Origin of the sequence: Microbacterium sp. KKR3/1 (assembly GCF_021272365.1) — a bacterium.
GTDB classification, from domain to species: domain Bacteria; phylum Actinomycetota; class Actinomycetes; order Actinomycetales; family Microbacteriaceae; genus Microbacterium; species Microbacterium aurugineum.
In genome coordinates this window covers 221,323-236,168 of the sequence record NZ_JAJSDW010000003.1, presented here as the reverse complement: position 1 = coordinate 236,168, position 14,846 = coordinate 221,323, and the positions used below count along the sequence as shown (strand labels likewise).

At 68.4% G+C, this 14,846-nt stretch carries 13 protein-coding genes and 1 tRNA gene; 6 read left to right on the top strand and 8 right to left on the bottom strand.

Going from position 1 to position 14,846, the window contains the following annotated elements; genetic code table 11:
• Positions 1–3: 3 nt before the first annotated feature.
• Positions 4–600, bottom strand: a complete 597-nt coding sequence (locus LVJ59_RS15990; RefSeq protein ID WP_232763764.1) for a 5-formyltetrahydrofolate cyclo-ligase — start codon at positions 598–600, stop codon at positions 4–6.
• Positions 601–641: 41 nt separating this feature from the next.
• Between LVJ59_RS15990 and galU the strand changes: the two genes are divergently transcribed.
• From galU to LVJ59_RS15970, 4 genes are all read left to right on the top strand, one after another.
• Positions 642–1,529: a UTP--glucose-1-phosphate uridylyltransferase GalU gene (gene galU / locus LVJ59_RS15985; RefSeq protein WP_131491515.1), complete on the top strand. Its 888-nt coding sequence runs from the start codon at positions 642–644 to the stop codon at positions 1,527–1,529.
• Positions 1,530–1,571: 42 nt separating this feature from the next.
• Positions 1,572–2,183, top strand: coding sequence for a GNAT family N-acetyltransferase (locus LVJ59_RS15980; protein WP_081997095.1), 612 nt, complete (start codon positions 1,572–1,574; stop codon positions 2,181–2,183).
• Positions 2,184–2,276: 93 nt separating this feature from the next.
• Positions 2,277–3,125 (top strand): hypothetical protein, encoded by an 849-nt coding sequence (locus tag LVJ59_RS15975; RefSeq protein WP_232763763.1) that lies wholly within the window; start codon positions 2,277–2,279, stop codon positions 3,123–3,125.
• 51 nt (positions 3,126–3,176) lie between these two features.
• A tRNA-Ala gene (locus tag LVJ59_RS15970) sits at positions 3,177–3,249 on the top strand.
• Positions 3,250–3,361: 112 nt separating this feature from the next.
• Here LVJ59_RS15970 and LVJ59_RS15965 read toward each other — a convergent pair.
• Positions 3,362–4,678 (bottom strand): alpha/beta hydrolase, encoded by a 1,317-nt coding sequence (locus tag LVJ59_RS15965; RefSeq protein WP_232763762.1) that lies wholly within the window; start codon positions 4,676–4,678, stop codon positions 3,362–3,364.
• A gap of 303 nt (positions 4,679–4,981) precedes the next feature.
• On the opposite strand from LVJ59_RS15965, the gene LVJ59_RS15960 reads away from it, so the two are divergent.
• On the top strand, positions 4,982–6,235 hold the full coding sequence (locus LVJ59_RS15960; RefSeq protein ID WP_232763761.1) for an MFS transporter: 1,254 nt from the start codon (positions 4,982–4,984) through the stop codon (positions 6,233–6,235).
• A 39-nt stretch (positions 6,236–6,274) separates the two neighbouring features.
• Here LVJ59_RS15960 and LVJ59_RS15955 read toward each other — a convergent pair whose 3' ends face one another.
• Both LVJ59_RS15955 and LVJ59_RS15950 read right to left on the bottom strand, forming a co-directional pair.
• Positions 6,275–7,663 carry an aspartate aminotransferase family protein gene (locus LVJ59_RS15955; protein ID WP_232763760.1) on the bottom strand — a complete coding sequence of 463 codons (1,389 nt, stop codon included), beginning with the start codon at positions 7,661–7,663 and terminating at the stop codon, positions 6,275–6,277.
• Positions 7,664–7,677: 14 nt separating this feature from the next.
• Entirely contained in the window at positions 7,678–9,162 is a 1,485-nt protein-coding gene (locus LVJ59_RS15950) for a CoA-acylating methylmalonate-semialdehyde dehydrogenase (RefSeq protein ID WP_232763759.1), read from the bottom strand.
• 100 nt (positions 9,163–9,262) lie between these two features.
• On the opposite strand from LVJ59_RS15950, the gene LVJ59_RS15945 reads away from it, so the two are divergent.
• Entirely contained in the window at positions 9,263–10,804 is a 1,542-nt protein-coding gene (locus LVJ59_RS15945; protein ID WP_232763758.1) for a PucR family transcriptional regulator, read from the top strand.
• Between the two features lie 156 nt (positions 10,805–10,960).
• On the opposite strand, the gene LVJ59_RS15940 is transcribed toward LVJ59_RS15945, so the two are convergent.
• From LVJ59_RS15940 to LVJ59_RS15925, 4 genes are all read right to left on the bottom strand, one after another.
• Positions 10,961–12,355, bottom strand: a complete 1,395-nt coding sequence (locus LVJ59_RS15940) for an aspartate aminotransferase family protein (RefSeq protein ID WP_232763757.1) — start codon at positions 12,353–12,355, stop codon at positions 10,961–10,963.
• The gene (locus LVJ59_RS15935; protein ID WP_047519065.1) at positions 12,352–12,819 is read right to left on the bottom strand and encodes an Lrp/AsnC family transcriptional regulator; all 468 of its coding nucleotides are present in this window, start codon (positions 12,817–12,819) and stop codon (positions 12,352–12,354) included. The genes LVJ59_RS15940 and LVJ59_RS15935 overlap by 4 nt, the downstream gene beginning before the upstream one ends.
• 85 nt (positions 12,820–12,904) lie before the next feature.
• A complete protein-coding gene (locus tag LVJ59_RS15930; protein ID WP_232763756.1) occupies positions 12,905–14,065 on the bottom strand; it encodes an acyl-CoA dehydrogenase family protein in 1,161 nt (386 codons plus the stop codon).
• Positions 14,062–14,820, bottom strand: coding sequence for an alpha/beta fold hydrolase (locus LVJ59_RS15925; protein WP_232763755.1), 759 nt, complete (start codon positions 14,818–14,820; stop codon positions 14,062–14,064). The genes LVJ59_RS15930 and LVJ59_RS15925 overlap by 4 nt, the downstream gene beginning before the upstream one ends.
• Between the last annotated feature and the right edge of the window lie 26 nt (positions 14,821–14,846).

Sequence of the window (14,846 nt, the reverse complement as noted above, 5' to 3'; positions counted from 1 at the left end):
GGGTCAGCGTCGCGGAGGCGACAGGGTGAGCGTCTGCGAGGGGGTGACGACGCCGTTCACCGGCTGGTCGTGCACCTCGCTCGGAAGTTCGTCGAGTACCTCGGAATCATAGACGACCGCATAGACCGGAGGGCATCTCTCCATCGAGCCGATCGTCTTGTCGAAGTATCCGCGCCCCCAGCCCATCCGCATCCCGCTGCGGTCGACGGCGGAGGCGGGGACGATCATCAGCTCCACGTCGTTGACGGCGATCGGGCCGAGGACCTCTCCGGTCGGCTCCGGAAGTCCGTAGAGCCCCTCGGTGATCTCATCGTCCTCCGTGGCGACGGCCCAGTCGAGAAGCCCGTCGGCGCGTGTGACGGGAAGGAGGACGCGGATTCCGCGGCGCACCGCCCGCGTCACGAATTCACGAGTGCCCGGTTCTGTGGTGGTGGAGAGGAAGCACGAGATCGAGCGGGCGCTGAGATCGTCGATGAGCGCGTCGAGTCGTTCGCCGATGGCGGTGGCGGCGGCTTCGCGCTGCGCGTCCGAGAGGAGCTGACGCCGCTCGCGCAGATCGGCGCGGAGCGCGCGTTTGGCGTGTTCGACGTCGTTCGACATGGCTTCGAGTCTACGGCGATGCTCACCGCTAGGCTGTGGGGATGGGTGCACAGAAGATCAAGGCCGTCATTCCCGCAGCAGGACTGGGGACACGATTCCTGCCTGCGACGAAGGCGATGCCGAAGGAGATGCTTCCGGTCGTCGACAAGCCGGCCATCCAGTACGTGGTCGAAGAGGCGGCGGACGCCGGGATCGATGACATCCTCGTCATCATCGGCCGCAACAAGAACGCGATCTCCAACCACTTCGACTCGGTTCCCGAGCTCGAGGTGAAGCTCATGGAGAAGGGCGACACGGGGCGGCTGGAGCGGGTGATGAAGTCGAGCGACCTCGCCGACATCCACTTCGTGCGTCAGGGAGAGCCGAAGGGCCTCGGGCACGCCGTCCTGCGGGCACGGACCCACGTGGGGGACAGCTCCTTCGCGGTGCTCCTCGGAGACGATCTCATCGACGAGCGCGACCCCCTGCTGACGGACATGATCGCCGAGCACGAACGCACCGGTGCCGCGGTGATCGCGCTCATGGAGGTCGACCCCGCGAACATCCACATGTACGGCGCGGCCGCTGTCGAGGACATCGAGGGGTCGGACGCCGTTCGCGTCACCGGGCTCGTCGAGAAGCCCGCGCAGGAGGATGCTCCCTCGAACCTCGCCATCATCGGCCGCTACGTCCTGCCGGCATCGGTCTTCGAGATCCTCGAGCGCACCGAGCCGGGTAAGGGCGGCGAGATCCAGCTCACGGATGCGCTGCAGGAGCTCGCGACCGATCCGCAGGGTCCCGGCGTCGTCGGCGTCATCTTCGGCGGACGCCGCTACGACACGGGCGACCGCGTCGACTACATCAAGGCGATCGTCCAGCTCGCAGCGGACCGGGATGACCTCGGCCCCGAACTGCGCCCGTGGCTCAAGGAGTTCGCGGAACGCCTCTAGGCGACTCTGCGGGGTCGGTGCGGCATGGAACTGGCGGCGGGGATGCGACACGGACCCATCGAACTGCGGCTCATCCGCGCGAAGGATGCCCGCCCGCTGCAGCACGAACTGCTCGCGAACCGTTCCTGGTTGCAGCCGTGGGAGGCGACGGTCCCCTACGGCTCGGTGTCCTTCGACATGCGACTCAGCATCAGGAGGCTGCTGCAGCAGTACCGCGACGGTTCGGGCTACCCCTTCGTCATGGAGTACGACGGTGAGGTGGCGGGACAGCTCAACGTGTGGGGTGTCGCCCGCGGCTCCCTGTGCTCGGCGACGATCGGTTACTGGGTGAGCGAGCGGTTCGCCGGGCGGGGCATCACCCCGACCGCCGTCGCGCTCGCCACGGACGCATGCTTCACGGAGTACGGGCTGCACCGGATGGAGATCTGCATCCGTCCCGAGAACGCCGCGAGCATCCGCGTCGTGCAGAAGCTCGGGTTCCGCTACGAAGGTCTGCGCCGCCGGTACATCCACATCGATGGCGACTGGCGTGATCACTACGCGTTCGCGCTGACGCAGGAGGATGTGCCGCAGGGAGTGCTGGCGCGGTGGCTGAGCGGTCAGGTGCCGCCGGATGCCTCGACCGTGCCGCCCTCCGACCGCATCTCGTTCTGACGAGACCCCGAACCGGGCGGATCCGGAAGGACTCGCCGCGACACGCGCCCTTCTGTACGGCCACGCCGCCCCTGTGCCCGTAGCGTTATCACCATGGACGGGCCGGTGCTGAGTGGAGGGGTGATCGTCCTCGTCGCCGTGCTCCTCTGGATGCTCTATCTGCTCCCGTCGTGGCGTGGTCGTTTTCAGTACAACGCCGCGGAGCGCAACGCCGTCCGCCTGAACCAGGCGCTGAGGGTTCTCGCCGAGACGAGCGAGACGCCGCAAGAGGTGCGTTTCGAACTGAATGCGCGCACCGCATTGGCGCAGCAGAAGCTCGCCAAGCGCGTGCAGTCGGAACGTGAGGCCGCAGAGCTCGAGTCGCTGCGGGAACAGCTCGCCGCGACCAGGGCCGACCCGGTGATCCGTCGTGCCCGCGCCCGTCGTCGCGTGCGCATGGTGTCCACCGTCTCGCTCCTGCTCGGCCTCGCCGCCGTCGGCTTCGGCGTCTGGCAGCTCGTCGTCGCCGGCTCCTCGCTGCTGCTGTGGCTCGGTGGCGCTCTGATCGTTCCCGCCGGAATCGCACTTCAGCGGATGGCAGCTGTCGCCGCTCGGGCCGCACGCGCCACGCACGTCGTGTCCGCTCCGGTGGTCGAACGCGTCGCTGCTCCTGAACTGCATGACCAGGGCCGAGCGACCTGGACGCCACGGCCGCTGCCGGAGCCCTTGGTCTCCGTCGCCGGGTCGCGCGCGCAGGCCGCTCAGGATCAGATCGAGGCGCAGGAAGAACGCCGCAAGGCCGCGCGGGTGGCCGCGCTCCGTGAGCGTGCCGAGCAGATGGCGCCGGCCGCGCCCACACCGCTTCCCGCCGCATCCTCGCCCTACGCGAAGATGGGTTTCGTCGACGACGCCGAGATCGAGGCGCACGTGCGCGAACTCCTCTCTCGCCGTGCCGCCGGATGATCGGACGGAAGCGAGCATCCCGTTCGCCGTGATAGCGTAGATGTTGTTCACGGGCCTATGGCGCAGTTGGTAGCGCGCCTCGTTCGCATCGAGGAGGTCAGGGGTTCGAATCCCCTTAGGTCCACCGAGAAGACGGCCGATCAGACATGAGAGATCATGACTGACCGGCCGTCTCTTTTGCTGCACGGGCGAAGGGAGCTCCTAATGCTCACACCGGACGTGCGTCCCGCCAGGTCTCAGCGGCTGCCGAGGGTGATCGCGGGCGACTCCGAACCGGTGTAGACGTCCTGCGTTCCTCCTTCGATGAAGGTGGCGATCGCGTCACGGGCTGCCTTCGGCTGCTTCACCCAGGCGGTGTGCTCCGCGTCCTCGATGTAGACGACCTGCATGTCGCGGTTCGCCTCCACGTACGGGTACTGAACGCTCCAGAGCACGTAGTCGAACTGCGGCTTGAGCATCATGGTCGGTACGTCGAGCTCCTTCAGCTTCTCCAGGGTGTCTTCGGCGTGGATCCCGAAGTCTTTGGCGAGCATGAGGTTGGCGTGGAAGTTCAGACCCGTGTTGTCGCCCAGGGCCACGGCAGACCAGCGCTTGACGTCGTCCTGCGACGTGAGGTTCTCCGCGGCGGCGGAGAAGCCGAACGAGTGGAGCATGATGGTCGTCAGGATGCGGGGCGTGACCTTCTCGTTCATGTTGCCGATGTCACCCGCGTCTACGTTCAGACCGAGTTCCTCGCGCTTCTTCTCCTCTTCGGCCGAGGCAGCCGTGATCTCGGGGGAGGTGAGGTACCCGCCGGGGGCGGTCAGAATGGCCTTCTCGACGTGCTCGGGGTGCTCGGCAGCGTACGCCTCGATCACGAACCCACCGGCCGACTGGCCGATGACGATGGCCTTCTCTGAGCCGGTCTCCTCGCGGATCGCGTCGAGGTCTTCGACCATGCGCTCCAGCGTGTAGTCGTCGAGGTCGAGGTTCGGCGAGAAGCCGGCGCCGGGCTGGTCGTAGAGGTACACGTCGTGTCCGGTCGCCGCGAGCTCGGGGAAGAACTCGAAGTCGTGAGCCTGGTTGGAGCCTCCAGGGCCGCCGTGAACGAAGATGATCGGCACATCCGAGGTGGATGCGGTCTTGGCATCGAACTTCCAATAGGCGACGCGCGAGCCCGTGTCGAGATCCCAGTAGCGGGGTTCGATCGCTGCGACCGGGTTCTCCTCGCCTTCCACCGGAGCGAGCACCGTGGCTCCTGCGGCGACGCCCGCGATCGCGAGGGCGGCACCGGCGACCACATAGGGTGCCTTCCGGCGCGCCAGCCTCGGGCGGATCGACTTGCTCGACGGCCAGATCTTGTGTGCGAGGGCCGTCAGTACCCAGACGCTGGCGAAGAGGGTGACCGCCCCAGCGATCAGACCGAGCGGCAGGCTGATGCTGAGGCCGAGGACGGCAGCGAGCACACCGAGAGCGATTCCGAGGACGACGGCGACGATCGAGACAACGACGGAGGCTGTCCTGCGGCTGATGCGTGCGCCGATCGAGGGACGTTTGGGGGTAGCAGAATTCATGGAAGTTCCTTATAATGTGACCAGTGGCGCACGTGTGCGCACCACGCAGTGTCGCTCAGCGTCGGACCAGGCTTCGAGTCCTGCAGATCCGTGGGTGATGCCGTGATTCGGGATGTGTCCGGCATTTTGGCGACTGGGTTAACTTACGTGGCTCCGTGAGACACTGTGGCGAAGAATCCTTGAACTCAGTAGTCGCTCGTCGGGAGCTGAGTGGTTCTGTCCCCTCTCCGCCGAGATTTGCTCGCCGGATGCCGCGTCCGATTCCCGCCGGAGTCCGCCGCGGATGCTCAATAGCGTGAGGACGTGTCTTCGGTAACGAGCAAGCTTCCCCGATCCTTCGTTCGCATCGGCTGGTCGGGTGTCCTCGTCCAATTCGCCGAGCAGGTGTCCCTCGCCGCCGCGCCGCTGGTCGCTGTGCTGGTCTTCTCAGCCTCCCCGGCTCAGACAGCGGTTCTGCAGGTGGCTCACACGCTCCCGTTCCTGCTCTTCGCGATCCCCGTCGGTCTGCTGGTGGACAGGCTGAACCGCAGATCCGTGCTGATCGTCTCCGAGTCGCTGCGTGCCGTGACCTTGGCGCTGACCATCGTCCTCCTGGTCAGCGAGGTGCTCACGTTCCCACAGCTCGTGCTCATCGGCTTCCTCGGCGCCGTCGGAACCGTGGCGTTCAGCGTCGCGATGCCCGCTGTCGTACCGCAGCTCGTCGATCGGGATCAACTCATCCAGGCGAACCGCTGGGTGGAGCTCGGCCGGAGCGCGGCGCTCATCGCCGGGCCCGCGTCTGCCGGCCTGCTCGCGTCGTGGCTCGGCGCATCGAGTGCCTTCGTCGTGGCGACCACACTGTGCGTGCTGGGCATACTGTTGCTTCTCCGCCTCGACATCCCACCGCAGAGCGGCGCACCTCGTCGACCCATCCTGCGTGACCTGCGCGAGGCCGCCCGATTCGGATGGTCGATCCCGGTGCTGCGCACCATCATCCTGACCTCGCTCGTCTTCAACATCGGCTGGTTCATCATCCAGGCGATCTTCGTCGTCTACGCCGTCGACATCCTTCTCATGACGCCGGTGCACGTGGGGTACGCGCTCGCCGCGAGCGGAGTGGGCATGGCCGTGGGTGCAGCCGTCTCGCCCGCGATCACCAGGCGGCTCAGCCTCGGAGGCGCGGCGCTGCTCGGTCCTCTCGGAGGTTTCGGAGCCGCGCTCGCCCTGGCGGTCACACTTGTCGCGCCCACGTCCGTGCTCGCCATGCTGAGCTATTTCCTCTTCGGATTCGGCCCGGTGATCTGGGCGATCACAACGACGTCGATCCGTCAGGCGATCACGCCGGTCGACATGCTGGGGCGCGTCTCCTCCCTTCTCGTCGTGGCGACCTACGGTGCCCGACCGGTCGGCGCGGCACTGGCCGCGCTGGTGAGCGTGTTCTGGGGCACGGCAGGATGCCTGCTTCTCGCCACCGCACTGTTCGCTGCGCAGCTGCTCTACGTAGCCCTCTCGCCGTTGGCGAAGCTGCACTCGCTGCAGGGTGCTGCGACCACGAACTCGGACCCGTCGGGCGGTTGAGCTCGAGCCCCGCGGGAGCGCGCGGGGCTCGAGCTCGGATCAGCCGGCGGCGACCTCGTCGGCGACCGTCAGCGCGCTGTCGATCGCGTCCAGACCGCGCACCAGCTCCTCTTCGTCGATCACCAGCGGGGGAGCGACATGCACCCGGTTGAAGTGTGTGAACGGCCAGACGCCGGCCTTCTTGGCGGCCGCGGCGAAAGCACCCATCGGGGCGGCATCCGCTCCGGTCGCGTCGAACGGCACCAGCGGCTCGCGGGTCTCCTGATCGCGCACGAGCTCGATCGCCCAGAAGAGCCCGCGCCCGCGGACCTCTCCGACGCTCGGGTGCGTCTGCTCCCATCGACGCAGGGTCGGCTCGACCACACGCGCGCCCAGGTCGCACACGCGCTCCAGGATGCCGTCGCGGCGGAACACCTCGAACGTCGCGACCCCGGCCGCGCACGCGAGCGGGTGCCCGGAGTAGGTCAGCCCGCCGGCGAACGGCATCGTGTCGAAGGCGCTCGCGATCCGGTCCGAGATCACGACCCCGCCCAGCGGCACGTAGCCGGAGTTCACACCCTTTGCGAAGGTGATGAGGTCGGGGCGTCCGTCGAACGCGTCGATGCCGAACCACTCGCCGAGTCGACCGAAGCCGACCATGACCTCGTCGGCGATGTAGACGATCCCGTAGCGGTCGCACAGATCGCGCACGCCCTGCAGGTAGCCGGGCGGTGGCACGAGCACGCCGTTCGTGCCCACGACGGTCTCGATGATGATCGCCGCGATCGTCTGCGGCCCCTCCAGCTGGATCGTCTGCTCGAGGTGCGCGAGCGCGCGCTCGGACTCCTGCTCCGGCGTCTCGGCGTGGAACGGCGAACGGTACAGATAGGGGCCGAAGAAGCGCACCGCGCCGGAGTCGACCGTGTCATTGGCCCAGCGACGCGGGTCGCCCGTGAGCGAGATGGCCGTCGACGTGGAGCCGTGGTAGCTGCGATACATCGAGAGCACCTTGCGCCGGCCGGTGAACTGCCGTGCCATGCGCACCGCGTATTCGTTGGCCTCGGCGCCGCCGTTGGTGAAGAAGACCTTCTCCAGGCCATCGGGTGCGACCTCCGCGATCAGACGCGCCAGCTCACCGCGCACGTCGTTCGCCATCGAGGGCTGGATGGTCGCGAGGCGCCCCGCCTGCTGCTGGATCGCGGCGACCAGGTCGGGGTGCTGGTGCCCGAGGTTCAGGTTCACCAGCTGGCTCGAGAAGTCGAGATAGGCGTTCCCCTGGTAGTCCCAGAACGTCGAGCCCTGACCCGTGGCGACGGGCAGCGGGTCGATCAGTGCCTGCGCGCTCCAGGAGTGGAACACATGGCCGCGGTCGTCCGCGCGCACCTGCGCCTCGGCCTCGGGGGCGGGGAGCGGGTGGGCGGCCCCGTGGCGGTCGGTGAAGTTCGTCATCGTGGTCGCTCCAGTCAGTGGTTGCTCGGGAAGCCGAGATCGATCTGCGACGGGGTGTGGTCCGGCCAGCGGGTCGTGACGACCTTGGAGCGGGTGTAGAAGTGCACCGACTCGGGACCGTAGATGTGCGAGTCGCCGAACAGCGAGTCCTTCCATCCGCCGAACGAGTAGGCACCGATCGGCACCGGGATCGGGACGTTCACGCCGACCATGCCGACCTCGATGTCGAACTCGTACTGGCGGGCGGTGCCGCCGTCGCGCGTGAAGATCGCGGTCCCGTTGCCATAGGCGTTCGCGTTCACGAGCTCGACCGCTTCGGCGTAGGTCTCCACGCGCACCACGGACAGCACCGGCCCGAAGATCTCGTCGTCGTAGACCTTCATGCCCGGCGCGACCCGGTCGATCAGGCTGACGCCGAGGAAGAACCCCTCGGAATCGAAGGACTTCTGCGTGCCGTCCACGACGACCGTCGCGCCTTCGGCGTCGGCTCCCGTCACGTAGGAGGCGACCTTGTCGCGGTGCTCGCGCGTGATGAGGGGACCCATCTCGCTCGCGGCATCGGTACCGGGGCCGATCTTCAGGCCGTCGATGCGCGAGGCGATCGCAGAGACCAGGTCGTCGGCGATGTCACCCACGGCGACGAGCACGGAGACGGCCATGCAGCGTTCCCCGGCAGAACCGTAGGCGGCGGAGACCGCGGCATCGGCGGCGGCGTCGATATCGGCATCCGGCATCACCACCATGTGGTTCTTCGCGCCGCCGAGCGCCTGCACCCGCTTCCCTGCGGCCGAGGCGCGCTGGTAGATCGAGCGGGCGATCGGGGTCGACCCCACGAAGCTGACGGCGTTCACCCGAGGCGACTCCAGGAGTGCGTCGACCGCCTCCTTGTCGCCGTTGACGACGTTGAGCACGCCGTCGGGAAGCCCGGCCTCGGCGAACAGCTTCGCGATCCACACGGCGGCGGAGGGATCCTTCTCGCTGGGCTTGAGGACGACCGTGTTGCCGCAGGCGATCGCAGAGGCGATCATCCACAGCGGCACCATCACGGGGAAGTTGAAGGGCGTGATCGCCGCCACCACACCGACGGGCTGCTTGACGGAGTGGACGTCGACGCCGCGGGACACCTGCTCACTGCGCTCGCCCTTGAGGAGGTGCACGAGGCCGGCGGCGAACTCGACGTTCTCGATACCGCGCGACACCTCGCCCGCGGCATCCGAGAGCACCTTGCCGTGCTCGGACGTGACGATCGCGGCGAGTTCGGGGGTGCGCTCCTTGAGGAGCTGCCGCAGACGGAAGAAGACGTCGGCGCGCTTGATCAGGCTCGTCTCGCGCCATGCGGGCAGGGCGGCCGCTGCGGCGGAGATGGCGGATTCGACCTCGGCGGACGAGGCGAGGGCGACGTGCGTGGAGACCTCGCCGGTGGCGGGATCGAAGACCTGGCCGGTGCGAGCCGCCTCGGCGGTCTCCACTCCGTTGATGACGTGACGGACGATGTCCACGGTGTTCCTCCGAGTGGTGAAGAAGTGATCTCGAACACTCTGACCGAGGTTCGCTACGCTGGTGTTTCTCAATGTTCACAGAGTCTGGGGGACAATTGTGATGTCAGACCGTCAGGACTTCGGGTCGGATCGGACAGATCGTCCGATCCGTGCCACCGCCCTGCTCACGGTCGCCGAGGTCCTCGCGGAGCCGGTGGTGCAGGCCGGGGCGCCGGAAGTCCTCGTCGGTGGGGCCGCACTCGACGCCGAAGTGCGCTGGGCTCACGTCTCCGACAGCGCCGGTGTCGCCCGGCTGCTCGACGGCGGCGAACTGCTGCTGAGCACGGGCGCAGGGTGGCCGGAGGAGGCGGACGAGCAGAGGGCTTTCGTCCGGGGGCTGCGTCGCGCGGGCATCGCGGGGATCGTCCTGGAACTCGGCGTCTCGCATGCCCGGGTGCCGGATGCGGTGGCTGATGAGTGCGCCGAGACCGGACTCGCGCTGATCGTGCTGACGAGCGAGGTCAAGTTCGTGGCCGTGACCGAGGCCGTGCATCGAGCGCTGATCTCCGCGCAGACCGACGCCCTCTCCGAGCGTCAGCGCCTGCACGAACTCTTCACGGCGCTCAGCCTCCAGGGCGCTCCGGCCGACGTGGTGGTCGCGGAGACCGCGCGGGCACTGGGGTCTCCGGTGGTGCTGCAGAATCTCGCGCACGAGGTGATCGCCGTCGAACCTCTTCGCGTGCCCGTCGTCGAGGTGCTCGCGCGGCTCGCCGATGACGGGGAGTCGGTGCCCGTGCAGGCGCGAGGGGTGCGTTGGGGGACCCTGTCAGCGCTGCAGGGTCCCGCGCACCCGGCCGGGCGACTCACGGTGCTCGAACAGGGGGCGACGGCGCTGGCCTTCGGGTGCCTCGCCGACGGGGGCGACGCCGAGTGGTCGATCCTGGCGCAGAGCGGACTCATCGACGACCTGCTCGGAGCGCGGTTCGCGAGCCCCGCCGACATCGCCGCCCGTCTCGCCGCCGGTGGCTTCGTGTTCGACGGGCATCACTGCCACGGCATCGTCGCGCACGGGGTGGTATCGGCGAGTGAGCTCGCCTATCGGGCGCGTCAGGCGGGGTGCGCGGTGGTCGCGGCCCGCGTGGACTCCCACGATGTCGCGCTGCTCTCGGCGCCGGCATCCGTACCCTTCACCGACGCCATGATCTCGCGCATCGTGGGCCCCGACCGCACGGTGTTCGTCGGTCCGTCCGCGGAAGACGTCCTCGGACTCCTCGCCTCCCTCCGCATCGCCCGAGACCTTGCGGCGGGGGATCATCCGGGTGCCGGTCCTCGTGTGCGCAGGGTCGAGGACCGTCCCCTCGAACGGCTCGTCGCTTCGTTGCGGGACGATCATCGGCTTCACGAGCACAGCGAACGGATGCTCGCGCCGCTCGTCGAGCATGACCGGGAGCGCCGCGGCGACCTCGTGGATGTGCTGGCGGCGCTCGTCGCACACCCCGGCAACCGGTCAGCAGCGGCGGCAGCGAGCCATCTATCCCGGTCCGTCTTCTACCAGCGCCTCACCCTGATCGCCGAGCTTCTGGGTGCCGACCTCGACGACGGGGAGATCCTCGCGGCGCTGCACCTCGCCCTCACCGCGCGGCGGAGCGCTGCGCACGGTTGAACGCGCCGTCCCTCTCACTCTGGTGCCGAGACCCCCTCTCCGCGTCGAGGCCCCCGCCAGGTCGCGTGAACCACCGGGGGTCTCGACGACAGGACGGGGTCTCGACGACAGGACGGGGGCTCGACGACAGGACGGGGCTCGACGACAGGACGGGGTCTACAGTGCGGACTGCGCGCGGGTCAGCACGTCCCGGAGGATCTGCTCGATCTGACGGAACTCCGAAGGGCCCACCGTGAGCGGAGGTGCGAGCTGGATGACGGGGTCGCCGCGGTCGTCGGCGCGGCAGTACAGACCGGCCTCGAACAATGCGGGGGAGAGGAAGCCGCGCAGCAGGCGCTCGGACTCGGCATCATCGAAGGTCTCCTTCGTGCCCTTGTCCTTGACGAGTTCGATGCCGAAGAAGTAGCCGTCCCCGCGCACGTCGCCGACCAGCGGCAGGTCGAGCAGCTTCTCGAGCTCGGCGCGGAAGAGCGGTGAGTTCTCGCGCACGTGGGCGTTGAGTCCCTCCTCGTCGAAGATCGCGAGGTTCTCCAGCGCGACCGCAGCCGAGACGGGGTGCCCGCCGAACGTGTAGCCGTGCGGGAAAGAGACGTCGCCGTGCGAGAACGGCTCGTAGATCCGGTCGCTGATGATCGTCGCGCCGATCGGGGAGTACCCGCTCGTCATCCCCTTGGCACAGGTGATCATGTCGGGCACATACCCGAGCCCCGTGCAGGCGAACGTGTGGCCGAGGCGACCGAACGCGCAGATCACCTCGTCCGAGACGAGCAGGACATCGTGGCGGTCGCAGATCTCGCGCACCCGGGCGAAGTAGCCGGGAGGGGGAGGGAAGCACCCGCCGGAGTTCTGCACCGGCTCCAGGAAGACCGCGGCGACCGTGTCGGCCCCCTCGAACAGGATCATCTCCTCGATGCGATCGGCCGCCCACCGGCCGAAGGCTTCGAGGTCGTCGGCGGGTCCTCCCATCTCGGCCGCGCGGTAGAAGTTCGTGTTGGGCACGCGGAAGCCTCCGGGCGTGACCGGCTCGAACATCGACTTCATCGCCGGGATACCGGTGATCGCCAGCGCTCCCTGCGGAGTGCCGTGGTAGGCGACCGCGCGCGAGATGACCTTGTGCTTGGTGGGCTTCCCCTGCAGCTTCCAGTAGTGCTTGGCCAGCTTGAACGCGGTCTCGACCGCCTCGCCGCCACCCGTCGAGAAGAAGACGCGGTTGAGGTCACCGGGCGCCTCGTCGGCGAGACGGTCGGCCAGCTCGATCGCCGCCGGGTGGGCATACGACCACAGCGGGAAGAACGACAGTTCCGATGCCTGTGCGGCAGCCGCCTCGGCCAGCCGACGTCGACCGTGCCCGGCGTTCACGACGAACAGGCCGGCGAGCCCGTCGAAGTACTCCTTGCCCTTCGCATCCCAGATCCGGTGGCCTTCGCCTTTCACGATGATCGGCACACCGGACTCGGCCATCGTCGACTGGCGGGTGAAGTGCATCCACAGATGGTCCTTCGCCATCGTCTGCAGTGCGGACTCCGAGGGAGCGGTGCGGGCGGTGTTCATCTGGTCCCCCAGTTGTAGAGCTGCTTCTGCAGCTTCGCGTAGATGAAGGTCTCGGTGGAGAGGACTCCGTCGATCGGCCGGATGGTGTCGTTGATCAGTGCCAGCAGGTCGTCGTCGTCCTCGCAGACGACCTCGGCGAGCACGTCGAAGGAGCCGACCGTGATGACCACGTAGTCGACCGCATCGATCGCTGCGACGGCCTCGGCGACGTGGCGCGTGTCGCCGGAGACGCGGATGCCGATCAGGGCCTGGCGCGGGAAGCCGAGCTGCATGGGGTCGGTCACGGCGACGATTTGCATCACGCCGGACTCGGTGAGCCGCTGCACCCGCTGACGTACGGCAGCCTCGCTCAACCCGACGACACGTCCGATGTCGGAGTAGGAGCGACGGCCGTCTTCTTGGAGCAACTCGATGATCGTCTTGGAGATCGCATCGAGAGGGGGATGCTTCTTCACCGAACCCATGGTGCGATCTTCGCACTCGAGTGCGCCTCTGGCAACCGATTCCGCCGTATTGAGGGCGAATCTCGGCGGAATCGGCTGTCCAGGCTCAGCTTTCGATCGGTCCCAGCAACGCGCTCGCCGCAGTGGAGTGCGCGGATTCCGGGTCGGACGGGTGGAACGCGCCGGCCAGGACGTCCCGGTAGAGCCGCGACAGCTCGTTCGCCGAGAAGTAGGAGCCGCCGCCCGCGACCAGCATCGCCTCGTCCACGACCTGCTTCGCCATCGTGATCGCGCGGTGCTTGACGCCGGACAGCAGGGGGAACCAGCGCGCCCCGTGATCGACGCGGTCGTCGACGTCACGGGCGAGTGCGGCGATCTGGGGAGGGAGCGCGTCGTAGGCGATCGACATGTCGGCGATGCGCCAGCGGATGTCGGGATCCTGGCTGTATGCCGCGCCGGTCTTCTTGGAGTGCCGCTTCTGCGCGGTCGCGACCGCGAGCTCGAGGGCACGGTGCGCGATGCCGGTGTAGACCGAGGCCAGCAGGATCTCGAACACCGAGAAGATGCCGAACACGATGGGGTCGGGGCTGGGCCCGGGCGGGATGCGGCGCACCACGTGATCGGCCTCCGCCACGGCGCCGTCCAGTCGCGTGGTGCGGCTCTGCGTGGCCCGCATGCCCAGCGTGTCCCAGTCGTCGGACGTCGTCACCGCATCCGTCCGGTCGATGAAGGCGAACACGAGCTGCGGGGCATCGGCGCTCGTGGTGTCGAGTCCGTGCAGGCCGAGTCGCGTCCACACCGGAGCGAGGGAGGTGAAGATCTTGGTTCCGGTGAACGCATAGCCCCCGTCGCCGTCCGGCACCGCGTCGGTGTCGCTGCCGAACAGGACCAGGTCGTTGCCTCCTTCGCTGATGCCGAAGGCGAAGACCTCGCCCGCGACCGCGCCGTCCTGCACGAACTCCAGGCCGGGGACCCCGCGATCGGAGAAGACCTTCGCGACGCCGGTCCACACCAGGTGCATGTTGATCGCGAGGGCCGTCGCCGGTGCGGCGCCCGCGAGGCGCTGCTGCAGGATCGCGGCCTCGGCGAGACCGAGCCCCGCGCCGCCGCGTTCCGTCGGCACCAGGATCGACAGGTAGCCCGCGTCGCGCAGTTCCTCGAGGTCCTGTTGGGGGAAGGTGTTCTCGCGGTCGTGGATCGGAGCGCGTTCGCGGATGCGGTCGAGGAGGTCGTCGGGCAGGAAGGTCGTGGGATCGAAGTCGTTCATGCCAGTGCCTCCAGAAGCTGCCGGATGGATTCGTCGGGGCGGTCGCGGTGCAGGGAATGTCCGGCACCCTCGACGACGGACAGGGTGATCAGTGGGTTCGCCGCGAGGACCTCCTTCGCGAGGGCACCCGCGAAGATGCTGTAGACGGCGGGGTCTGCGCCGATCACATGGGTCGGCACCGTGAGGCGCGCGGAATCGGCTCGCACGTCCCACGGCTGATTCTGGGCGCTGGTCTGCTCCACCGCCCATGCGCTTGCGCGCCGTACCGCGTCGACCTTGAGCTCGTGATCCTGCGGGTGCCAGTGCGGATGCTCCTCCTGCACGACCTCGAGTCGTGTGTCCGCGAACGCGCGCTCCTGGCTCTTCCTGACGATGGCGGCATCGCGCCCGTCGACGTGGATCGCGGGATCGATCAGGACCAGGCGCCGCGTCCACTCCGGAGCGGCTGCCGCGGCGACCGTGCTGGCGGCACCTCCGAGCGAATGGCCGATGACCGCGTCCCAGGGGCCGCCGTCATCGGGCTGTGTCGCCGCGAGATCGGCACCGTAGGCGGCGACGCTGTAATCGAGGGACCGCGGGGCGTCGCCGTGTCCGCGGAGGTCGACGGCCGTCGCATGCCAGCCTGCCGTGGCGAGAGCATCGCCGAGGCGCCACATCAGAGCGCCGGAGGAACCGAGACCGTGGACCAGGAGGGCCCGCCGAGGGGCCGCGGGGGAGCCCCAGGCGATGCGAGGCAGGGTGAGCGGTGCGGGCATGGCACCAGCCTACGACCGGAGGGGGC